The organism is Streptomyces anulatus (assembly GCF_000721175.1).
Taxonomy (GTDB): Bacteria; Actinomycetota; Actinomycetes; order Streptomycetales; family Streptomycetaceae; genus Streptomyces; species Streptomyces anulatus_C.
The window spans coordinates 1-22,157 of sequence record NZ_JOEZ01000017.1; the positions used below are offsets into that span (position 1 = coordinate 1).

The 22,157-nt window shown below is 72.5% G+C and carries 15 protein-coding genes; 14 read left to right on the forward strand and 1 reads right to left on the reverse strand.

What is annotated here, in order from left to right:
- The first annotated feature begins 274 nt into the window (after positions 1 to 274).
- Entirely contained in the window at positions 275 to 3,232 is a 2,958-nt protein-coding gene (locus IG90_RS0121570) for a glycoside hydrolase family 84 protein (RefSeq protein ID WP_030586845.1), read from the forward strand.
- A 60-nt stretch (positions 3,233 to 3,292) separates the two neighbouring features.
- On the opposite strand, the gene IG90_RS0121575 is transcribed toward IG90_RS0121570, so the two are convergent.
- Positions 3,293 to 3,829 (reverse strand): HNH endonuclease, encoded by a 537-nt coding sequence (locus tag IG90_RS0121575; RefSeq protein WP_030586848.1) that lies wholly within the window; start codon positions 3,827 to 3,829, stop codon positions 3,293 to 3,295.
- Between the two features lie 314 nt (positions 3,830 to 4,143).
- On the opposite strand from IG90_RS0121575, the gene IG90_RS0121580 reads away from it, so the two are divergent.
- From IG90_RS0121580 to IG90_RS0121645, 13 genes are all read left to right on the forward strand, one after another.
- On the forward strand, positions 4,144 to 5,211 hold the full coding sequence (locus IG90_RS0121580; protein ID WP_030586852.1) for a mechanosensitive ion channel family protein: 1,068 nt from the start codon (positions 4,144 to 4,146) through the stop codon (positions 5,209 to 5,211).
- Positions 5,212 to 5,424: 213 nt separating this feature from the next.
- Positions 5,425 to 6,648, forward strand: coding sequence for an ROK family transcriptional regulator (locus tag IG90_RS0121585; RefSeq protein ID WP_030586854.1), 1,224 nt, complete (start codon positions 5,425 to 5,427; stop codon positions 6,646 to 6,648).
- A gap of 70 nt (positions 6,649 to 6,718) precedes the next feature.
- A complete protein-coding gene (locus IG90_RS0121590) occupies positions 6,719 to 8,056 on the forward strand; it encodes an ABC transporter substrate-binding protein (RefSeq protein ID WP_030586857.1) in 1,338 nt (445 codons plus the stop codon).
- 6 nt (positions 8,057 to 8,062) lie between these two features.
- Positions 8,063 to 9,004: a carbohydrate ABC transporter permease gene (locus IG90_RS0121595; protein WP_030586860.1), complete on the forward strand. Its 942-nt coding sequence runs from the start codon at positions 8,063 to 8,065 to the stop codon at positions 9,002 to 9,004.
- A 3-nt stretch (positions 9,005 to 9,007) separates the two neighbouring features.
- Positions 9,008 to 9,910, forward strand: coding sequence for a carbohydrate ABC transporter permease (locus IG90_RS0121600; protein ID WP_030586862.1), 903 nt, complete (start codon positions 9,008 to 9,010; stop codon positions 9,908 to 9,910).
- A 1-nt stretch (position 9,911) separates the two neighbouring features.
- Positions 9,912 to 11,177 carry a 6-phospho-beta-glucosidase gene (locus IG90_RS0121605; RefSeq protein ID WP_030586865.1) on the forward strand — a complete coding sequence of 422 codons (1,266 nt, stop codon included), beginning with the start codon at positions 9,912 to 9,914 and terminating at the stop codon, positions 11,175 to 11,177.
- A complete protein-coding gene (locus IG90_RS0121610) occupies positions 11,168 to 12,169 on the forward strand; it encodes an N-acetylglucosamine kinase (protein ID WP_030586868.1) in 1,002 nt (333 codons plus the stop codon). Before IG90_RS0121605 ends, IG90_RS0121610 begins: the two co-directional genes overlap by 10 nt.
- 381 nt (positions 12,170 to 12,550) lie before the next feature.
- Positions 12,551 to 13,939 carry a hypothetical protein gene (locus IG90_RS0121615; RefSeq protein WP_030586871.1) on the forward strand — a complete coding sequence of 463 codons (1,389 nt, stop codon included), beginning with the start codon at positions 12,551 to 12,553 and terminating at the stop codon, positions 13,937 to 13,939.
- 11 nt (positions 13,940 to 13,950) lie between these two features.
- Positions 13,951 to 14,988 carry a glutamate ABC transporter substrate-binding protein gene (locus IG90_RS0121620; protein WP_030586876.1) on the forward strand — a complete coding sequence of 346 codons (1,038 nt, stop codon included), beginning with the start codon at positions 13,951 to 13,953 and terminating at the stop codon, positions 14,986 to 14,988.
- Positions 14,989 to 15,098: 110 nt separating this feature from the next.
- The gene (locus IG90_RS0121625; protein ID WP_030586879.1) at positions 15,099 to 16,457 is read left to right on the forward strand and encodes a coiled-coil domain-containing protein; all 1,359 of its coding nucleotides are present in this window, start codon (positions 15,099 to 15,101) and stop codon (positions 16,455 to 16,457) included.
- On the forward strand, positions 16,454 to 19,303 hold the full coding sequence (locus IG90_RS0121635) for a serine/threonine-protein kinase (RefSeq protein WP_078585356.1): 2,850 nt from the start codon (positions 16,454 to 16,456) through the stop codon (positions 19,301 to 19,303). Before IG90_RS0121625 ends, IG90_RS0121635 begins: the two co-directional genes overlap by 4 nt.
- A 2-nt stretch (positions 19,304 to 19,305) precedes the next feature.
- Entirely contained in the window at positions 19,306 to 20,691 is a 1,386-nt protein-coding gene (locus IG90_RS0121640; RefSeq protein WP_030586887.1) for a protein phosphatase 2C domain-containing protein, read from the forward strand.
- Between the two features lie 86 nt (positions 20,692 to 20,777).
- The gene (locus tag IG90_RS0121645) at positions 20,778 to 22,133 is read left to right on the forward strand and encodes a vWA domain-containing protein (protein ID WP_030586890.1); all 1,356 of its coding nucleotides are present in this window, start codon (positions 20,778 to 20,780) and stop codon (positions 22,131 to 22,133) included.
- The last annotated feature ends 24 nt before the right edge of the window (positions 22,134 to 22,157 follow it).

Consider the following 22,157-nt stretch of genomic DNA (forward strand, 5'->3'; position numbering starts at 1 on the left):
CTTGGCGGACCCGAGAACCACTACAAGGGCTGCACCCGTATCACCAGCCGAAACGCCCAAAGTTGCGCCGCAGACCGAACCCGTAACCGAACGGCATTGCCACTAGGGCGTGTTTCGAAGGTCCCGCCTGCTCGGCGGCGTCTGGCACGCACGCTCGCCGCATTGTCGGGATCACCCCGATACATCCAGTATCGGGGCGACCCTCCGCCTTGCGATCGCACGCACCAGACGCCGCCGAGCCCGCCCTCCGGGCGGACGGCGGCAGGCGACGGCCGTGGCCGCCGCCGTGATCGGCGGACTCATCGGGTCCGTCTCCGTCGCTCCGGCCGCGACGGCCGCCCCCGGCGATCCCGGCAGGCCCGTCGCCGGCAAGGCCGACCACGCCGACAGCGCGCGCCCGCCGTCCGTGTGGCCCCGCCCGCAGAGCATGAAGGCCACCGGGCCCGCCGTGCCGCTGGGCTCCGAGGCCACGCTCGTCGCCGCACCGGACGCCGATCCGTACGCCGTCGAGCAGGCGCGCTCGCTGCTGCGCGGAGCGGGCGTCCGGACCCTGCACGAGAGCCTGCCGGGCGGTGGGCCCGTGGTCCATCTCGGCGGCACGGGAGCCGGCGGGGCGCTGCGGGCGCTGCGCGCTCCCGACCGGGCCGATCTGCCGTCGGGCGGCTACCGGATCGCGGTCGGCCAGGTCGCCGGGCGCGCCACCGTCGCCCTGGACGGGCTCGGCGGGGACGGCCTCTTCCACGCCGTCCAGACCCTGCGTCAACTGGTCGCCGACGGCTCGGTGGCCGGTGTGACGGTCCGGGACTGGCCGGGAACCGCCGTACGCGGCATGTCCGAAGGGTTCTACGGACAGCCGTGGACCCGCGAGGAGCGGCTCGCCCAGATCGCCTTCATGGGCCGCACCAAGCAGAACCGCTATCTCTACGCGGCGGGCGACGACCCCTACCGGCTGGCGCGCTGGCGCGAGCCGTACCCGGCCGGCATGCGGGCCGACTTCCGGGCGCTGGCCGAGCAGGCGCGCGCCGAGCACGTCACCCTCGGCTGGGCGGTCTCGCCCGGCCAGGCGATGTGCATGGCCTCGGACCAGGACGTCCGGGCGCTGACGAAGAAGATCGACGCCATGTGGGCGCTGGGCATCCGGGTCTTCCAGCTCCAGTTCCAGGACGTCAGCTACAGCGAGTGGCACTGCGACCTGGACGCGGAGACGTTCGGCAGCGGCCCGAAGGCGGCGGCCCGCGCCCAGGCCCGGGTCGCGGGCGCCCTCGCCCGGTACCTGGAGGAACGGCACCCGGACGCGGCCCCGCTGTCCGTGCTGCCGACGGAGTTCTACCAGGACGGGGCCACCGACTACCGCACCGCGCTGGCAGCCGAACTGGACGACCGGGTGCAGGTGGCCTGGACCGGTGTCGGGGTGGTGCCGAAGAAGATCACCGGCGGCGAACTGGCCGGGGCCCGCGCCGCGTTCCGCCACCCGCTGGTGACGATGGACAACTACCCGGTCAACGACTACGCCCAGGACCGCATCTTCCTCGGCCCGTACACCGGCCGGGACCCGGCGGTGGCGAGCGGTTCCGCGGCGCTGCTGGCCAATGCGATGGAGCAGCCGTCCGCCTCGCGGATCCCGCTGTTCACCGCCGCCGACTTCGCCTGGAACCCGAAGGGGTACCGCCCGGACGAGTCGTGGCGGGCGGCCGTCGAGGATCTGGCGGGCGGGGACGCGGGCGCCCGGGACGCGCTGCTGGCGCTGGCCGGGAACAGTGCGGGCTCGGTGCTCGGCGCGGAGGAGTCCGCCTACCTCCAGCCCCTGTTCGACGCCTTCTGGAACTCCCGCGCGGACGCCTCCCGCCGCGACCGGGCGGCGGCCGGCCTGCGCGCGGCCTTCTCCGTGATGCGCGGGGCCCCCGAGCGGCTCAAGACCCCCGCCGAGGGCCGGCTGACCGACGAGGTGCGCCCCTGGACCGAGCAGCTGGCCCGCTACGGGCGGGCCGGTGAGCTCTCGGTGGATCTGCTCCAGGCCCAGGCCGCCGGGGACGGCGCCACCGCCTGGCGCATCCAGCTGGCCCTGGAGCCGCTGCGTGAGGAGATCAAGGCGGGCCGGGCCACGGTCGGCGAGGGCGTGCTGGACCCGTTCCTGGACAGGGCGGCGAAGGTCTCCGCCGGGTGGAACGGCACCGACCGCGGCTCGGGCCGCGTCACGAAGGACGCCCACAGCTACACGGTCCGGCTGGACCGGCCCCGCCCGGTGGAGGCCGTCACGGCGCTCGCCGAGCCCGGCACCGCCCTCGCCGACGCGGTCGTCGAGGCCCATGTGCCAGGTGAGGGGTGGCGGACCCTGGGCCGGCTCTCGCCGAGCGGCTGGACCCAGACCGCCGCGAAGGGGCTGCGGGCGGACGCCGTACGGGTCACCGTGCCGGAGGCCGCCCGGACCGCCCCGCCCTCGTATCTGAGCCCCACCCTGCCGCACGCCCCCGCCGTCCTGGCGGTGTCCCCGCAGGTGCGCGCCCTGGTGCCGTGGTTCGGCGACGAACCCGCCGCCACGCTCGACCTGACGCACGGAGAGACGGACGCGGAGATCGGCGGCGAGCCCCAGCGGGTCGCGGCGCGGCTGGCCGGGCGGCGTCCGGTCGAGGTGAAGGGAAAACTCACCGCGAAGGCCCCCGAGGGCATCGAGGTGCGGGTCCCGAAGCAGACGACCGTGCCGCGCGGATCACGTACGGAGGTGCCCGTGGACATCACCGTCCCGGCGGACACCCCGGCCGGTGAGTACGAGGTTCCGCTGAACTTCGGCGGCCAGGAGTCCACGCTGACCGTGCGGGCCTTCCCGCGTACGGGCGGCCGGGATCTGGCGCGTGCGGCGAAGGCCTCGTCGTCCGGCGACGAGACCCCGGACTTCCCCGCGTCGGCGGCCTCCGACGGCGACCCGGAGACCCGGTGGTCCTCGCCGGTGGAGGACGGGGCCTGGTGGCAGACCGAGCTGCCGCAGCCGGTGCGCCTGGGCCAGGTGGTGCTGAGCTGGCAGGACGCGTACGCCTCCCGCTACCGCGTACAGGTCTCCGCCGACGGCCGCGTCTGGCGCACCGCCGCGACCGTGGCGGAGGGCCGGGGCGGGCGCGAGTCGGTCCGGATGGACGCGCGGGACACCCGGTTCATCCGGGTGCAGGGCGACGGCCGGGCGACGGAGTACGGCTACTCGCTGTGGTCGGTGGAGGCGTACGCGGTCGCGGACGACTGACCCGTACGCGCGCTGCCGACCGGGGACGACGAAGGCCCGGGGACGACGAAGGCCCGTACCTCAGGCGGACACGCCGTCGATCCGGGCCATCACGTCGTCCGCGCCGAAGGGTTGCAGGTACGGCAGCCAGCGCGGGTCGCGGTGTCCGGTCCCGATGATCCGCCAGGCCAGGCCGGTCGGCGGGGCGGGCTGGTGGCGCAGCCGCCAGCCGAGCTCGGGCAGATGGCGGTCGGCCTTGACGTGGTTGCAGCGGCGACAGGCCGCCACCACGTTGTCCCAGACGTGCTGCCCGCCGCGGCTGCGCGGGATGACGTGGTCGACGCTGGTCGCGGCGGCCCCGCAGTACATGCAGCGCCCGCCGTCCCGGGCGAACAGGGCCCGCCGGGTCAAGGGGACGGGGCCCCGGTAGGGGACCCGGACGAAGCGCTTGAGCCGGACCACACTGGGTGCGGGCACGGCACGGGTGGCACTGTGCAGGAAGGCGCCGGACTCCTCGAGGCAGATGGCCTTGTTCTCGAGGACGAGGACGAGCGCGCGGCGGAGCGGTACGACGCCGAGCGGCTCGTACGACGCGTTGAGAACCAGGACGTGCGGCACGGTGGATGCCTCCTTGTACGCCGGCGGCGCGTGGCTCGCGCCGGGACGATCCGATCTCAGTCTCTCCTCATGCCTGGTCAAAACGCCACCACGTACGGGTAACGGGCCGGGAGGATTTTTCTCACCCCTGCCTCGGCACCCCTTTCCACGGCGGCGAACAGGTGTTTCACCAGAGCGGCCGTCCGCGCTGCGCCATCGGCCACAGCGGAGGTGTTCCCGGTGAGACCCGTCTCTCCTTCCGCGACGGCAACGATCCACTCCCCCGGCTTCGTTAGTGTTGTTGACCAGCCGTCGTCCCCCTGGAGGTCCCCGTCGTGTCGCTGTCCGCCCTGTTGGCCGCAGCCCCGTCCCCCGAGCCGGGGGGCTCGCTCGACGACGCCGCCGAGCAGGCCGGGAACGCCGCGGGCTGGGTCGAGGAGAACTGGTCCACCTGGCTGAGCACCGGGCTGCGGATCCTGCTGATCGTGGCGGTCGCGATCACGCTGCGTTATCTGATCCGGCGCGCCCTGACCAATCTGATCGAGCGGATGAACCGCAGCGCCCAGGCGGTGGAGGGCACGGCGCTTGGCGGGCTGCTGGTGAACGCCGAGCGCAGACGCCAGCGCTCGGAGGCGATCGGCTCGGTACTGCGCTCGGTTGCCTCGTTCATGATCATGGGCACGGCCGCCCTGATGGTCCTGGGCGCCTTCAAGATCAATCTGGCCCCGCTGCTCGCCTCCGCCGGTGTCGCGGGTGTGGCACTCGGCTTCGGCGCCCGCAACCTGGTCACGGACTTCCTCTCCGGCGTCTTCATGATCCTGGAGGACCAGTACGGGGTCGGGGACAGCATCGACGCGGGGGTGGCCTCCGGCGAGGTCATCGAGGTGGGGCTGCGCGTAACCAAGCTGCGCGGCGAGAACGGCGCGATCTGGTACGTCCGCAACGGCGAGGTGAAGCGGATCGGCAACCTCAGCCAGGGCTGGTCCACGGCCGGGGTCGACGTCACCGTGCGCCCCACGGAGAACCTGGAGCACGTCCGCGAGGCGATCGTCACGGCCGCCGAGGCGATGACGAAGGAAGAGCCCTGGTCGGAGCGGCTGTGGGGCCCGGTGGAGGTGCTCGGCCTGGACGCGGTCCTGCTGGACTCGATGACGGTCCGGGTCACCGCGAAGACGATGCCGGGCAAGTCGGTGGGTGTGGAGCGCGAGCTGCGCTGGCGCATCAAGCAGGCGCTGGACGACGCGGGCATCCGGATGGTCGGCGCGGTCCCGCTCCAGACGGAGGGCGAGTCCACGGCGGATCCGACGGCGGCGGTGGCGGCACCGTCGGCGTATGCCTCGGCGACCTCCCCGCAGTCGCTGGCGGCGACCCCGATACCGCCGCCCGCCAACCTGAACAAGTAGGCCCCTTCACTCTCCTCGACGCCCCCGGTCGCCCCCCTGGACCCCAGGACTGCGGCCGGGGGCGTCGTCGTGTCAGGTAACGCTTTGATTGCCGGACGGGAGGCACCCATTGACGCCTCGGCGACCTGCGCCCTACCGTCCTCCCAACCGAATAGGAAACTTTCCTAACAGAGTCACGGACGTGAGTTCCTGACAGAGGGCGGTGCATCCACGATGGCGGGAACCACTCCGGGCTCACCCGGCACCCCGGGCACCCCGCGGGTGCTGCGGGCCATGAACGACCGGGCCGCCCTCGATCTGCTGCTGGAGCACGGGCCCCTCTCCCGGACCCGGATCGGGAAACTGACCGGGCTCTCCAAGCCCACCGCGTCCCAGCTCCTGGCCCGGCTGGAGGCGGCCGGTCTCGTCGTCGCCACCGGGACCAGCGAAGGGCGCCCCGGGCCCAACGCGCAGCTCTACACGGTGAACGCACGGGCCGCCCATGTGGCCGGGCTCGACGTGAACGGGCGGCGCATCGTCGCCGCCGTCGCGGACGTGACCGGGCAGACCGTCGGGGAGTTCGAGCTGGCGACCCCGGGGCGGCGCGCCGACAGCGTGGTGCGCCAGGTCGCCGACGCGCTGGACGGGGCGGTGAAGGACGCCGGGCTCACCCGCGCCGACGTGCACCGGATCGTGATCGGCACCCCGGGCGCCTTCGACCCGGGCACCGGGCGGCTGCGGTACGCCTCGCACCTGCCCGGCTGGCACTCCCCCACCCTGCTGGACGAGCTGGCCGCGTTCCTGCCGATGCCGGTGGAGTACGAGAACGACGTCAACCTGGTCGCCGTCGCCGAGCAGCGCCTCGGCGCGGCCCGCGGCCACGAGGACTTCGTCCTGCTGTGGAACGAGGAGGGCCTCGGCGCCGCCCTCGTCATCAACGGCCGGCTGCACCGCGGCTTCACCGGCGGCGCGGGCGAGGTCGGCTTCCTGCCGGTGCCCGGCACCCCGCTCGTACGCCAGGTCGTCAAGGCCAACAGCGGCGGCTTCCAGGAGCTGGCGGGCGCCCAGGCGGTGCCCCGGCTCGCGAAGGCGTTGGGCATCGACACCCCGCAGCAGCCGTACGCGAAGGCCGCCGCCGAACTGCTGGCGCGGGCGGCCGACGCGTACGAGCGGGACGAGCCGCTCACCGAGCTGCTGCGCCAGTACGCCCAGCGGCTCGCCACCGGGCTCGCCTCCGTCACCGCCGTCCTGGACCCCGGGCTGATCGTGCTCTCCGGCGGAGCGGTCGCGTCCGGCGGCGAGATCCTGCGCTCCCTGATCCAGTCCGAGCTGGCCGAGCTCGCCGCCTCCCGGCCCCGGCTGGTGGTCGGCGAGATCGACCGCACCCCCGTCCTGCGCGGCGCCCTGGAGAGGGCGCTCGCCGACACCCGCGACGAGGTGTTCGACACCTCGCGCTGAACCCGCGCCGCACCACGCCCTTCCCCCGTCCCTGCAGTCCGGTCTCTTCCCCGTCCCTGGGAGTCTCGTCATGCGCACCAGCCGTCTCACCACCACCGCCGTCGCCGTCGCCGTCGCCGCGGTATCGGTGCTCGCCACCGCGTGTACCGGCCAGTCCGAGGCCGGCGCCTCCGACGACCCGAACGCGAAGACCACGATCAACTTCTGGCACGGCTGGAGCGCGCCCGCCGAGGTGAAGGCGGTCCAGGACAACATCGACCGGTTCGAGAAGGCCCACCCGAACATCACGGTGAAGGTCTCCGGCAACATCAACGACGACAAGCTCAACCAGGCACTGCGCGCGGGTGGTTCGAACGGGCCTGACGTGGTCTCTTCCTTCACCACCGCCAACGTCGGCAAGTTCTGCTCGTCCGGCGCGTTCGCGGACCTGAAGCCGTTCATCGAGAAGTCGAAGCTCGACCTGGAGAAGACCTTCCCGCAGGTCCTCCTCGACTACACCCAGTTCGAGGGCAAGCGCTGCGCCCTGCCGCTGCTCACCGACGCGTACGGCCTCTACTACAACAAGGACGCCTTCGAGAAGGCAGGCATCACCGCGCCGCCCAGGACGATGTCCGAGCTGGCGAGCGTCGCCAAGAAGCTGACGATCGAGAAGGGCGACGGCTACGAGCAGCTCGGCTTCATGCCGACCTTCCACGGCTACGAGACGGTCGCCGACCACTACCTGTCCTCGTGGGACCACACGTACTTCGACGAGAACGGCAAGTCCAACATCGCCAAGGACCCGGCGTTCGCGGAGATGTTCACGTACCAGAAGAAGCTCGTCGAGGACCTCGGCGGCTACGACAAGCTGGAGAAGTACCGCGGCACCTTCGGTGACGAGTGGGGCGCCAAGCACCCGTTCCACACCGGTCAGGTCGCCATGCAGCTGGACGGCGAGTGGCGGCTCGGCATGGCGCAGGACGCCGGCGCCGGCTTCGAGATCGGCGTCGCGCCGATGCCCGTCGCCGACGACGAGGCCGACAGCTACGGCAAGGGCTTCCTCTCCGGCACCATCGTGGGCATCGCCCCGGCCGGCAAGAAGCAGAACGCGGCGTGGAAGCTGGTGAAGTACATGACCAGCGACACCGAGGCGGTCGTCGAATTCGCCAACGGCATCCGTAACGTGCCCTCCACCTTGGAGGCGCTGAAGTCCCCCGACCTGAAGTTCGACCCGCGGTTCCAGACCTTCCTGGACATCGCCCAGCACCCGGAGTCCAGCACCCCCGACGGGGCCGTCAACGGTTCGACGTACCAGCAGACGATCCAGGACTTCGGCTACCAGTACGAGAAGGGCGCCGTGAAGGACCTGAAGGCAGGTCTGGAGAAGACCGCCCAGCAGATCGACACCGACATCGCCAAGGCCAAGTAGCCTCCGATGACGACGCACACACTCCGCTCGAAGCGCCGCAGATCGGCCCTGCGCACGGCGGCCTTCATGTCGCCGTGGCTGATCGGGTTCTCGGTCTTCTTCGTCTACCCGATGGTCTCGACCGTCTACTTCTCCTTCACCCGGTACGACGGTTTCGGGGCGCCGGTCTTCAACGGGCTGACCAACTGGACCTACGTCTTCACCGACTACCCGATGTTCTGGCCGTCGCTGCGCAACACGCTGTGGCTCGTGCTCGTCATGGTCACCTGCCGGGTCGTCTTCGGCCTCGGCATCGGGATGCTGATCACGAAGATCAAGACGGGCACCGGCGTCTTCCGGACCCTGTTCTACCTCCCCTACCTGGCCCCGCCGGTCGCCGCGACGCTCGCCTTCGTCTTCCTGCTCAACCCCGGCACCGGCCCCGTCAACGCGATCCTCGGAGACCTTGGGCTGCCGACGCCGGGCTGGTTCAACGACGCCTCCTGGTCCAAGCCGGCGCTCACCATGCTCGCGGTCTGGGGCATCGGGGACCTGATGGTCATCTTCATGGCCTCGCTGCTGGACGTGCCGACCGAGCAGTACGAGGCGGCCGAGCTGGACGGCGCGTCCGCCTGGCAGAAGTTCCGCTTCGTGACCCTGCCGAACATCTCGCCGATCGTGCTGTTCGCCGTGGTGACGGGCGTCATCCAGGCGATGCAGTACTACACACAGCCACTCGTCGCCGGGAAGGTCGCCTCCGGGGTCATCGGTGGCTCCGGCCAGTCCTTCGAGCCCGGCTATCCCGACAAGTCGACACTGACGCTCCCGCAGCTCGTCTACAACCTGGGCTTCCAGCGCTTCGACTACGGCGCCGCCTGTGTCGTCGCCCTCGTCCTGTTCGCCCTGGCCATGGCCTTCACGGCGCTGCTGATGCGGGGCCGCGGCAACCTGATCTCGGCCGGTGACTGAGCCATGACCCAACTCATCGACAAGACCGGCGCCCCCTTCCAGGCGACCGCCCCACGCACCCCCGCCTCCCGAACCGCCCGCCGCAAGGCGCTGCTGCACTGGATCGCCGTGCACTCCCTCGGGATCGCCGCCGCGCTCTTCTTCGTACTGCCGTTCGTCTTCGTGGTGCTGACCTCGCTGATGAGCGACCAGCAGGCGCTGACCCGCGACCTCACCCCGAACACCTGGGAGTGGGGCAACTACGAGCGGGTCTTCAACACCCCCGGCTTTCTGACCTGGTGGCGCAACACCCTGCTCTACGCGGGCGTCGGCACCGTCCTCACGGTGGTGTCGTCGGTCCCGGTGGCGTACGCGCTGGCGAAGTTCCGCTTCCGGGGCCGCAAGCTGTCGCTGATGCTCGTCATCTCGATGATGATGCTGCCGCCGCAGGTCGTCATCATCCCGATGTACCTGTTCTGGGCGAAGCAGATGGACCTGTCCGGCACCCTGTGGCCGCTGATCATCCCGATGGCCTTCGGCGACGCGTTCTCCATCTTCCTGCTGCGGCAGTTCCTGCTGACCATCCCGAACGAGTACCTGGACGCCGCCAAGGTCGACGGCTGCGGTGAGTTCCGCACGCTGATGAAGGTCGTCCTGCCGATGGCCAGGCCCGGCATCGCGGCCATCGCCCTCTTCCAGTTCTTCTACGCCTGGAACGACTACTTCGGGCCACAGATCTACGCCTCCGAGAACCCGGCCGCCTGGACGCTCAGTTACGGCCTCGAATCCTTCAAGGGCGCACACCACACCGACTGGAACCTGACCATGGCCGCGACCGTTCTGGTCATGGCCCCCGTGATCGCCGTCTTCTTCTTCGCCCAGAAGGCATTCGTCGAGGGCGTCACACTGACCGGAGTGAAGGGCTGACATGAAGCTCGCAGTAGTGGGTGGCGGGTCCACCTACACCCCTGAACTGATCGACGGATTCGCCCGGCTGCGGGACACGCTGCCGATCGAGGAACTGGTGCTCGTCGATCCGGCGGCCGACCGCCTGGACCTGGTGGGAGGACTCGCCCGGCGGATCTTCGCCAGGCAGGACCACGCCGGGAAGATCACGACCACCACCGACATCGACGCGGGCGTCGCCGACGCCGACGCGGTCCTGCTCCAGCTGCGCGTCGGCGGACAGGCCGCGCGCAACCAGGACGAGACCTGGCCGCTGGAGTGCGGCTGCGTCGGCCAGGAGACCACCGGCGCCGGCGGTCTCGCCAAGGCGCTGCGCACCGTGCCGGTCGTCCTGGACATCGCCGAGCGGGTCCGCCGCGCCAACCCGGACGCCTGGATCATCGACTTCACCAACCCGGTCGGCATCGTCACCCGCGCCCTGCTCCAGGCCGGGCACAAGGCCGTCGGCCTGTGCAACGTGGCGATCGGCTTCCAGCGGAAGTTCGCCCGGATGCTGGACGTGAACCCCTCCGAGGTACACCTCGACCACGTCGGGCTCAATCACCTGACCTGGGAACTGGGCGTACGCCTGGGCGGCCCGGACGGTGAGAACGTCCTGCCCAGGCTGCTCGCCGAGCACGGCGACACCATCGCCGACGACCTCCACATGGACCGCCGGATCGTTGACCGGCTCGGGGTCGTCCCCTCCTACTACCTGCGCTACTTCTACGCCCACGACGAGGTGGTCAGGGAGCTCGGCACCAAGCCGTCCCGGGCCGCCGAGGTCGCGGCGATGGAGAAGGAGCTGCTCGCCATGTACGGCGACCCGACGCTGGACGAGAAGCCCGGGCTGCTCGCCAAGCGCGGCGGCGCGTTCTACTCGGAGGCGGCCGTGGACCTGGCGGCCTCCCTGCTGGGCAACGGCGGCTCCCCGGTCCAGGTGGTCAACACGTACAACAACGGGACCCTGCCGTTCCTCCCGGACGACGCGGTGATCGAGGTCCAGGCCCGGGTCGGGCACGACGGCGCGGCGCCGCTGGCCGTCCCGCCGCTGGACCCGCTGTACGCCGGTCTGATCGCCAACGTGACGGCGTACGAGGACCTCGCCCTGGAAGCCGCGCTGCGCGGCGGCCGGGACCGGGTCTTCAAGGCGCTGCTCGCCCACCCCCTGATCGGCCAGTACGCGTACGCCGAGGGCCTCACCGAGCGGCTGATCGCGCACAACCGGGAGCACCTCGCGTGGGCGTGAACGTGTCGGTCGTCGCCATCGACGCGGGCAACAGCAAGACCGACGTGGCACTGATCGGCGAGGACGGCACGGTGCTGTCCACGGCGCGCGGCGGTGGCTTCCAGCCGCCCGTGATCGGGGTGGAGGCCGCGATCGACGTGCTGGCCGCCGTCCTGGAGCGGGCGGCCGCGGGCCTGCCGGGCGCCGGGGGCCCGCGCGCCCGGCTCGGCTCGCCCGGCTCGCCCGTCCATGTCTCCGCGTGTCTGGCCAACGCCGATCTGCCGGTCGAGGAGGCCGAGTTGGCCGCCGCCCTGGAGGCTCGCGGGTGGGGCTCGTCGGTGGAGGTGCGCAACGACACCTTCGCGATCCTGCGCGCCGGGGTGGACGATCCCCGGGGCGTCGCGGTGGTGTGCGGGGCAGGGATCAACTGCGTGGGCATGACCCCGGACGGGCGGACCGCCCGCTTCCCCGCGATCGGGCGGATATCCGGTGACTGGGGCGGCGGTTCGGGGCTCGCGGAGGAGGCGCTGTGGTTCGCCGCGCGCGCCGAGGACGGGCGCGGTGAGCCGTCGGAGCTGGCCCACGCTCTGCCGGGCCACTTCGGGCTCGCCTCGATGTACGCGCTCATCGAGGCGTTGCACCGGGGCGGGATCCCGCTGGAGCGGCGGCACGAGCTGACGCCGGTGCTGTTCGCCACGGCCGCGGGCGGGGACCCGGTGGCCCTGGCGCTGGTGGAGCGGCTGGCCGAGGAGGTGGTGGCGATGGCGTCGGTCGCGCTGAGCAGGCTCGGTCTGCTGGAGGAGGAGGTTCCGGTGCTGCTGGGCGGCAGCGTGCTGGCCGCTCGCCATCCGCAGCTGAACGACCGGATCGCCGAACTCCTCGCGGTACGCGCCCCGAAGGCGGAGGTGCGCGTCGTGTGCGAGCCGCCCGTGCTGGGTGCGGCGCTGCTGGGCCTGGACCGTACGGGCGCGGCCCCGGAGGTCCACCGGAGGCTGCGCGCGCAGTACGTCTGAGTGCCTCCGCGGTACGCCGTACGTCAGGGAGCGTCCCTCCGTGCGATTCGCGTGGGGGGACACTCCTCGTACGGGTGAACGCCTGGCACACACGGGACGCGGGGGAACCGATCGGACCTCTGGAACGTGTACCTGATGGGGAGTCCGTTCACCGAAGGCCGTTCGCTCATGGGTGCGTATCCGGGCACGTCGCCCCCCTCGCCTTGATCGACCGCGTCCGCCCTGATCGAATGCGGGGGCAGGTGAGGGATTGATGCGGGGGGCGAAGCGGGGACCGGACGTTCCTGGTGTGGACGTCCGTCGGCGGCCATACTTCTGGCCGGGCACGCGTCCTCGGGCCGGGGCGGAGGGCCCACCGTCAGTGACCGAGGGGGAGGTCGAGTGACACACCCGCCGAGCGGCGGCTCGCAGACGTTGCGTACGCCGGACCCGGTGTCCGCGCACGCCGCCGTGCCCGCCCAGCGTCGCACCACGTGGGCCGCCCAGGCGGTGCGCCTGCGCGCCGTGGCGACGACCGAGCCCGGCCGGCTCCAGATCATCGGGGCCGTCCTGGCCCTGCTGGTCGTGGCGTTCGGGGCGGTGACCACGCTGGAGATCTCGTCACGGTCCTCCTCGGCCGACGACGTGGTCAGCCGCAGTCAGCCGCTCAGCGCCGACGCGGCGGACATCTACCGCTTCCTGGCGGACGCGGACACGACGGCGGCCAGTGGGTTCCTCGCGGGCGCCCAGGAGCCCGAGGCCGTGCAGGAGCGGTATCGGAAGGACATCGAGGAGGCGGCCCGGCTGCTGGTGAAGGCCTCGGGGAGCACCGAATCCGACAGCGCGTCCAGCCATGAGATTGCCACCCTCAACAAGCTGCTCCCGGTCTACACGGGCCTGATCGAGCGCGCCCGCGCCAACAACCGCCAGGGCCTGCCCCTGGGCGGCGCCTATCTCCGGTACGCGAACCAGAAGATGACCGGCGAGATGCTGCCGGCCGCCGAGCGGTTGTACGCGGCGGAGACGGGCCGGCTGGAGACGGACTCCGCCGACGCCCGGCAGTGGCCCCTCCTCTCGCTCGGTGCCGGGATCCTGGTGCTCGGCGCCCTGGCGTGGATGCAGCGGCGCACCTACCGCCGGACGAACCGGGTGCTGAACCACGGGCTGCTGGCGGCGACGGCCGCCGCCTCGTTGGTGGTGCTCTGGCTGGCCGTGGGGCATGCGGTGGCCCGGGCGGAGCTGCGGTCGGCGATGGTGCAGGGCCAGGCGTCCCTGGATGTGCTCAACGACGCGCGGATCAGCTCCCTGAAGGCGCGTGCCAACGAGAACCTCACCCTGGTGGCGCGTGGTGCGGTGCTGACCCCCGACGGCTCCGCCGACCAGTACGAGGCGGACTACACCACCGGGATGAAGGCGTTGGAAGCCCAGTTGGAGAAGGCCGAACGGCTCGCCGACGACACGAGCGGGGAAGCGCCGGTGGCCGAGGCGGCGGACGGCGTGGCCGAGTGGCAGGTCCGCCACCGCGAGGCCCGTGCCACGGACGACCACGGCGACTACGACGGCGCCCTGAAGCAGATCATCGGCACCGACAAGTCCACCGGGCAGTCCTTCCAGCAGGTGGACGCCGGGCTGGAGAAGGCGCTCGCCCATGAGCAGGGCGAGTTCACCGCGGCGGCGAAGGACGGGCGCGGGGCCCTGCGGGGCCTGCCGACCGGGGCCGCGGCCCTGGCGGTCCTGGGGGCCATCGCCGTGATCGTCGGGGTCAACCGCAGGCTCTCGGAGTACCGGTGAGAGGGGCAGCGATGAGCAGGCCGAAGGACCGGCCCGGGCGCGGCGGCCTGCGCGGCTGGGGCGGCGTGACGGGGATGGCGGCGGCCTGCGCGGTCACCGCCGCGCTCACGCTGCTGCCGCTGGCCCACCACAGCGGCGGGGCGGCCGGAGCGGACGCGTCGGGCGGCGGGGCGGTCACGGCCGTGCAGACGCGGGCCGAGGAGTGCACCGAGCCGGAGGCGAGCCTGCCCGCGTCGGGCGACGACGGGCCGAACATCGACACGATCAAGCAGCGCGGCAAGCTGATCGCGGGCGTCGACCAGAACAGCTTCCGCTGGGGCTACCGCAATCCGGAGAGCCGTGAGCTCGAAGGGTTCGACATCGACCTGGTGCGGGCCATCGCCAAGGACATCCTGGGCGACCCGGACGCGGTGATCTTCCGTGCGATCCCCACCAACCAGCGCATCGCCGCCCTGGAGAACGACCGGGTCGACGTCGTCGTGCGGACGATGACGATCAACTGCAGGCGGCTGGAGCAGGTCTCCTTCTCCACCGCCTACTTCCAGGCCGGGCAGCAGGTGCTCGCCCCGAAGAAGTCGGCGATCACCGGCTACGACGAGTCGCTGAAGGGCAAGCGGGTCTGCTCGGCCGAGGGCTCCACCGCGTACGAGGCGCTGGAGGAGAAGTCCTTCGGGGCGCTCTACAAGGACGACTTCGACGGCACCGAGCGCGACCCGGACCTGCTGACCGTGCCCAGCCAGCTGGACTGCCTGGTGCGGCTCCAGCTCGGCGAGGTCGACGCGGTCGTCACGGACAACGCCCTGGCGGCCGGTCAGGCGGCGCAGGACCCGGCGGTGGAGCTCAAGGGGAAGGGCCCCTTCACCACCGAGTACTACGGCGTCGCGACGAAGAAGGGCGCGAGAGATCTGGTGGCCCGGGTGAACAAGGTCCTCGTCGACTACCGCGCCGGCGGCACGAACAGCGCCTGGATGGCGTCGTACCGCGAGTGGCTGGCGGCCGGTCTTCCCGGCATCACCGCACCGCCCGCACCCAGGTACCGCGGCGACTGACCCCGTAACGCCCCTGCGCGTACGGACCGGAGCGAGCAGACTCGAAGCAGAACGAAGCAGACCGATCCCGCCGGGCCCACCGGCCCGGCGGGGAGAGCGGAGAGGTGATCATGGGCGTCGCGGGATCCTTCCCCAGCTTCGCGGGGAGGCCCCCCGGCCCGGTCATGGACCGGGAGGAGGCGGACCGTGCGCTGGCCCGGCTCGGTGCGGAGCACGAGGCCATCGAGACCTCGCTCCTCGCGCTCCAGGACCATGCCGGCCGCCGGCTCCTGGAGGGCGCCGAGCTGACCGGCGTCACCCGGGAGCGCTGGGCCACGACCGAGCAGTCGATCACCCTGCTGTGGGGCTATTTCGACGCGTACGCCGGCGCCCTGTCCGAGGCCCGGGAGATCCGTGCGCGCCGCCGTCAGCCGAACCGGGAGGACCTCACCGCGCTGACCGACCTGCTGCGCGGCGAGGCGGTCACCGTCGCCAACGCGGGTGCCGTGCCGCCGCCTTCGGCCGGGGGCCCGGCCCGGCTCTCCGAGCGGTTCTCGCTCCAGGAGCTGGTCGCCCGGATGAACGAGCTGTACGCCAGGTCCCTGGACATGGTCGTCGCCTCCGACTCCGTGTGGTCGGCGATGCCCGCCCGGATCGACCTGCTCGCGGCCGAGCTGCACCGGACGCGTTCGCTGGCGCACTCCGTGGGGGTGCGGCCCGGTGAGCATCCGGCCGGGGACGATCTGGCGGAGATCACCGAGGAGCTGACCACGCTGCGGGTGCAGGTGATCTCCGACCCGCTGGCGTTCTGGCTGCCGGGGCCCGGCAGCGCCGCGCCCGGCGGCGGTCGCCCCGACACCTCCCGCTACGACCGGGCCGCCCGCGCCCTGGAGGATGTACGGCGGGAGATCGAGGCGGTGCTCACGGTCCGGCAGGACGCCGAGGCGCGCCTGGTGCGGCTGCGGGACGTGCTCTCGCGGGCCGACCGCACCCTGACGGAGGCCCGGGCGGCGCGCGGCGAGGTGCTGGCGAAGATCGCCGCCTCCGAGGTGCCCGCGGTCAGCGGGCCGCCGACCGCCCTCCAGGAGCGGCTGGCGGCCGCGTCCGACCACCGCAGGCACGCCCAGTGGCACCGGCTCTCACCGCTCCTGGAGTCGCTGGAGCAGGAGGCTGAGGACGAACTGCTGCGCGCCCGCGAGTCGCTGACCTCGGTGACGGCCCCGCTGGCGGTCCGCGCGGAGCTGCGCGGCCGGCTCGACGCGTACAAGGCGAAGGTGGCCCGGCACGGCCTGGCGGAGGATCCGGTGCTGATCGAGCGGTACGACGCGGCGCGCCGGATGCTGTGGAGCGCGCCGTGCGATCTGCGGGTCGCCGAGCAGGCCGTCCTGCGCTACCAGCACGCGGTCGCGGACTTGCTGACGCCGCGCCGGCCCGACGGACCGCAGGACCGGCGGGGCACGGGTACGGGCGAACACGGGGAGACACGATGAGTACGCAGTGCCAGCGTCCCGCGTGCGAGGGCAGCTACGAGGACATGGGCGGCGGTGAGCTGTACTGCGACACCTGCGGTCTGGCGCCGGTCGTCTCGCCGACGGGCATGGTCTCCTCGCCGCCCACCGGGATCGCCGGGGGCGGCCGGGCGAGCGGCCGGGACAGTTCCTCACAGCGCTCGGGCTCCCGCGCCTCCGCACGGTCCTCGTCCCGGTCGTCGACCTCGCGCCGCTCGGTGTCGGGCCGGCTGTCGCGCTCGCTGTCCGGCGGGTCCACCTCCCGTTCGGTCTCGGTGCGTTCCTCGGGCTCGACGTCGGCGACCTCCGCCCGGGGCCGGCTCGGCGTCGGCCTGGTGGAGGTCCCGGACGTTCCGAGGCCCGACCCGCGCACGGCGGTGATGGAGAACCCGGAGGTACCCGAGCGCAAGCGGTTCTGCTCCCGTTCGGACTGCGGGGCGCCGGTGGGCCGTTCGCGCGGGGCTCGGGAGGGCCGCACCGAGGGGTTCTGCACCAAATGCGGTCACCCGTACTCCTTCGTGCCGAAGCTGACCGGCGGTGACATCGTGCACGGCCAGTACGAGGTCGTGGGCTGTCTGGCGCACGGCGGGCTCGGCTGGGTGTATCTCGCGGTGGACCGGGCCGTGTCGGACCGCTGGGTGGTACTCAAGGGCCTGCTGGACACCGGCGACCAGGACGCGATGGCCGCCGCGATCTCCGAGCGCCGCTTCCTCGCCGAGATCGAGCACTCCAACATCGTGCGGATCTACAACTTCGTCGAGCACCTGGACCAGCGGACCGGTTCGCTCGACGGCTACATCGTGATGGAGTACGTCGGCGGCAAGGCGCTCAAGGAGATCGCCAACGAGCGCCGCACCCCGGCCGGGAAGCGCGACCCGCTGCCGGTCGAACAGGCCTGCGCGTACGGGATCGAGGCACTGGAGGCGCTCGGCCATCTGCACAGCCGCAACCTCCTCTACTGCGACTTCAAGGTCGACAACGCGATCCAGACCGAGGACCAGCTCAAGCTGATCGACATGGGCGCGGTGCGCCGGATGGACGACGACGAGTCGGCGATCTACGGCACGGTCGGCTACCAGGCCCCCGAGGTCGCGGAGCTCGGGCCGTCGGTCGCCTCCGACCTGTACACGGTGGCCCGGACGCTGGCGGTCCTCACGTTCGACTTCCAGGGGTACACGAACGTCTTCGTGGACTCGCTGCCGGATCCGGACAACATCGAGGTGTTCCGCACCTACGAGTCGTTCTACCGGCTGCTGGTGCGGGCCACCGACCCGGACCCGGCCCGGCGGTTCGCCTCCGCCGCGGAGATGGCCGAGCAGCTGACGGGGGTGCTGCGGGAGGTCGTGGCGCTCCAGACGGGCCGGCCGCGTCCTGCCGTGTCGACGCTGTTCGGCGCGGAACTGCGCGTGATCGACACGGAGTTGTTCGCCCGGCAGACGGACGACGTCTCGCAGCTCGGCGGCCGGGACACCGGTTCCGCACGGGGCGGGTTCCTGGGCCGCCGCAAGGGTCGTGGTGGCCCGCCGCCCGGTGTTCCGGCGCAGGGCGGCGCCTGGCAGGCCCACGGCGGTACGGCACCGGCCGCGCCGGGGGCCGTGGCGTCCGCGGTGGCCGGGGCACTGCCGGTGGGCACCCAGCCGCCCGGTCCGGCGGGAGGAGGTCATCCGGCGGGTCCGGCGGGGGCCGCTCCGCTGGCGGCGCCGCCGACCCATGTCCGGGGCTCCGCGCAGGGCGGCGCCCCGCTCGCGTACGCCCCCCCGGCGCACGTTGCGGTTCCGGCGCCCCGGGCGGCGGAGCAGACCCCCGGTGCCTCGGCCGGACCGTACGTTCCGACCGGCCCGTACGGCCCCTTCGGGGCGACCGCCGGGGGTGTCCGGCTCGCCCTGTTCGACACCCGGGCCACCTCGCTGGCGCTGCCGGTCCCCCGGGTCGACGCGATGGACCCGAACGCCGGTTTCCTCGCCGGTCTGATGGCCTCCGCCCCAACCGAGCTGATCACCGCCCTGCACACGGTGCCGGCCCCCTCGCTGGAGACCCGGCTGCGGGAGCTGCGGGCCCGGCTGGAGATGCGGGACCTGGATTCGGCAGCCCGTGCGCTGACCACCCTGGAGGGTGAACACCCGGACGACTGGCGGGTCGTCTGGTACCGGGGCGTCACCTCGCTGGTGACGGGCGACCACGAGACGGCGGCGCTCTCCTTCGACGCGGTCTACGACGCGTTCCCCGGGGAGACGGCGCCCAAGCTGGCACTCGGGATCTGCGCGGAGGTGCTGGGCCAGCTGGACAACGCCGCCGAGTACTACCGCCTGGTGTGGGCGACCGATCCGGGCTTCGTCAGCGCCGCGTTCGGCCTGGCCCGGGTGCAGATCGCCGCCGGTGAGCGGGCCGGGGCGGTGAGCACCCTGGAGTCGGTGCCGGAGGCCTCGATCCACTACACGGCGGCACGGGTCGCCGCCGTCCGGGCGCGGCTGCGCGAGCGTTCGCACCGGGAGCCGCTGCTGGTCGATCTGACGGCCGCCGGGATCCAGGTGGCGGCGCTGGCCGCCTTCGGTCTGGACCCGGTGCGCCACGAGCAGTTGTCGACCGAGGTACTGGGCAAGGCACTGGACTGGGTACTCTCCGGTGGTCCCGGTGTCCGGGGGCTGGGCGGACCGGCCGCCGGTTCGCCGGACGCACGGAAGCTGCTCGGCGCCGAACTGAACGAGCGGGGACTGCGGTTCGGGCTGGAACGCTCGTACCGGATGCTCGCCCGGCTCGCGCAGCGGGGCGACGAGAGGATCGAACTGGTGGAGCGGGCCAACCGTTTCCGCCCCCGGACGTGGGTGTGAAGATGTCACAGAGCCACCAGCAGCCCGCCCTGTCGAAGTGCCCGGGCTGCGAGGAACCGCTGGATGCGGGCGACCTGTTCTGCGGGGCGTGCGGCTACGACCTCTCGGCCGTTCCCGCGCGTCCTGACGACCGGCCGACGATGGCCATCACCGTGCCCCCGGCCGCCGGGGCGGTGCGGTGGCCCGCCGCCGCGGGGACCGGCAGTTCGGACGTGCCCGCGCCCGTGCAGCATCCGGCGGACCTGCCGGTGACGGACTCGGGGGGCAGGCCGCCGGCGGAGCCGGAGCACGGTCAGGAGCCGGTGGGCGGGCCGGAGGCCGGGCCCGTCCCGGTGCGCCACGACGACCGGGCGGAACCGGGCGGCGCGGCGGATTCGGGGGACTTCGCGCTGGCCGCGCCCGATCCCCGTACGGCGGAGCACACCGCCTCGCCCGCCACCGCTCCCGCCCACGGGGCGAAGGTCTGTGTGGCCTGCCGCTCCGGCCGGGTGGACCCCGACGGCTACTGCGAGAACTGCGGGCACGCGCAGCCCCGTGAGCGCGACCACATGGAGCAGGAGCTCGACGCGGTGGCCGCCGTCAGCGACCGGGGCCTGCGCCACCACCGTAACGAGGACTCCTTCGCGGTGTCCTCGACCGCGCTGCCGGACGGCTCGCCCGCCGTCGTCGCGATCGTCTGCGACGGCGTCTCATCGGCGAGCCGGCCCGACGAGGCGTCGGCGGCCGCCGCGAGCGCCGCCAACGAGGCGCTGCTGGAGTCCCTGCCGCGCGGTACGCATCCGCAGGCGGCGATGCACGAGGCGATCGTCGCCGCGTCCGAGGCGGTCAACGCCCTGGCGCAGGAACCGGCCGGGGCGATGGAGCACGACGCGCACCGCCACCAGAACGCCCCGGCGTGCACCCTGGTCGGCGCGGTCATGGCGGGCGGCCTGCTGGTCGTCGGCTGGGTCGGCGACAGCCGGGTCTACTGGGTGCCCGAGGACCGGGCCCAGCCGACCGCCCGGCTCACCGAGGACGACTCCTGGGCCGCGCAGATGGTGGCGGCCGGCCTGATGAACGAGGCGGAGGCGTACGCGGACGAGCGCGCCCACGCCATCACCGGCTGGCTCGGCGCCGACGCGTACGAACTGGAGCCGCACACCGCCGCGTTCAAGCCGGACCGGCCGGGCCTGGTCGTCGTGTGCACGGACGGCCTGTGGAACTACGCGGAATCCGCCGAGGAAATGGCCGCCGCCGTCCCGGCCGACGCCCACGAACGTCCGCTGCACGCCGCCCAGGTGCTCGTCGGACACGCGCTCGACGGCGGGGGCCACGACAACGTAACAGTGGCGCTCCTGCCGTTCGCCGTACGGTCGCAAGGGGCAGGATCGGCCTGCGAAACCGTTTGAGCCGATTTTCCGCCCTTGCCCCGCCCGTGTTCCCCGTCCCCGCCCTCTTCGACTGATCCCCTGTGGAGCCTCAAGGAGCCGACCAGATGGCCAACTTCTCCAAGTCGAACGTGCCGCAGTTCTCGGTCGAGGTGTACCAGAACGAGTTCCTGCCCGAGGGCGGCCGTGAGGTCAACGCGATCGTCACCGTCACCTCGACCGGCGGCGGCACCACCGGCGGCACACCGCTGGCGGGTTCGGCGCCCGCGTACGGGCCGGGGCAGGCTCCCGACGCGGCCGTGGTGCTGATGGTCGACTGCTCCGGCTCCATGGACTACCCGCCGACGAAGATGCGCAACGCGCGCGACGCGACGGCGGCGGCCATCGACACCCTGCGCGAGGGCACCCGGTTCGCGGTCGTCGCCGGGACGCATGTGGCCAAGGACGTCTATCCGGGCAACGGGCGGCTCGCGGTCGCCGACGCGCAGACGAAGGCCCAGGCCAAGGGCGCGCTGCGGAACCTGAGCGCGGGCGGGGGCACCGCGATCGGCACCTGGCTGCGGCTGGCCGACCGGCTGCTGGGCGCGGCCGACGTCGGCATCCGGCACGGCATCCTGCTGACCGACGGCCGTAACGAGCACGAGGCTCCCGAGGATCTGCGGGCGGCGCTGGACTCCTGCGCCGGCCGGTTCACCTGCGACGCCCGCGGGGTGGGCACCGACTGGGAGGTGAAGGAGGTCACCGGCATCGCCGCCGCCCTCCTCGGCACCGCCGACATCGTCGCCGACCCGGCGGGCCTGGCGGCGGACTTCACGCGGATGATGGAGAACGCCATGGGCAAGGAGGTCGCGGACGTGGCGCTGCGGCTCTGGACCCCGGTGGGGGTGGAGATCCGGTTCGTGAAGCAGGTCGCGCCGACGGTCGCGGACCTGACCGGCCGGCGCACGGAGGCGAACCCCCGGGCCGGGGACTACCCGACCGGTTCCTGGGGCGACGAGTCCCGCGACTACCACGTCTGCGTCCTGGTGCCGGAGGCCGGGATCGGCCAGGAGATGCTCGCCGCCCGGGTCTCGCTGATCCTGCCCGACCCCTCGGGCGCGGGGGCCCCGCAGACCCTGTCGCATGGGCTCGTACGGGCCGTGTGGACGGACGACATGGTGGCGTCGACCTCGATCAATCCGCAGGTCGCGCACTACACGGGTCAGGCGGAACTGGCACAAGTCATCCAGCAGGGCCTGGACGCACGCAAGTCGGGCGACTTCGACGGCGCGACGGCGAAGCTGGGCCGTGCGGTGCAGCTGGCGTCGGCGTCCGGGAACCAGGACACTGCGAAACTGCTTTCGAAGGTGGTCGACGTCGTCGATGCCGCGACCGGTACTGTGCGACTGAAGGCGAAGGTCGCGGAAGCGGACGAGATGACCCTCGAAACGCGCTCCACCAAGACCGTTCGCGTCAAGAAGTAGCCAAGAAGCAGCGCAGCCCGGTCA

Excerpts from the sequence above, each read along its gene's own strand:
- IG90_RS0121585 (WP_030586854.1), top strand. The coding sequence starts at position 5,425 with ATGGCGGGAACCACTCCGGGCTCACCCGGCACCCCGGGCACCCCGCGG.
- IG90_RS0121590 (WP_030586857.1), top strand. The coding sequence starts at position 6,719 with ATGCGCACCAGCCGTCTCACCACCACCGCCGTCGCCGTCGCCGTCGCC.
- IG90_RS0121595 (WP_030586860.1), top strand. The coding sequence starts at position 8,063 with ATGACGACGCACACACTCCGCTCGAAGCGCCGCAGATCGGCCCTGCGC.
- IG90_RS0121600 (WP_030586862.1), top strand. The coding sequence starts at position 9,008 with ATGACCCAACTCATCGACAAGACCGGCGCCCCCTTCCAGGCGACCGCC.
- IG90_RS0121605 (WP_030586865.1), top strand. The coding sequence starts at position 9,912 with ATGAAGCTCGCAGTAGTGGGTGGCGGGTCCACCTACACCCCTGAACTG.
- IG90_RS0121620 (WP_030586876.1), top strand. The coding sequence starts at position 13,951 with ATGAGCAGGCCGAAGGACCGGCCCGGGCGCGGCGGCCTGCGCGGCTGG.
- IG90_RS0121625 (WP_030586879.1), top strand. The coding sequence starts at position 15,099 with ATGGGCGTCGCGGGATCCTTCCCCAGCTTCGCGGGGAGGCCCCCCGGC.
- IG90_RS0121635 (WP_078585356.1), top strand. The coding sequence starts at position 16,454 with ATGAGTACGCAGTGCCAGCGTCCCGCGTGCGAGGGCAGCTACGAGGAC.
- IG90_RS0121640 (WP_030586887.1), top strand. The coding sequence starts at position 19,306 with ATGTCACAGAGCCACCAGCAGCCCGCCCTGTCGAAGTGCCCGGGCTGC.
- IG90_RS0121645 (WP_030586890.1), top strand. The coding sequence starts at position 20,778 with ATGGCCAACTTCTCCAAGTCGAACGTGCCGCAGTTCTCGGTCGAGGTG.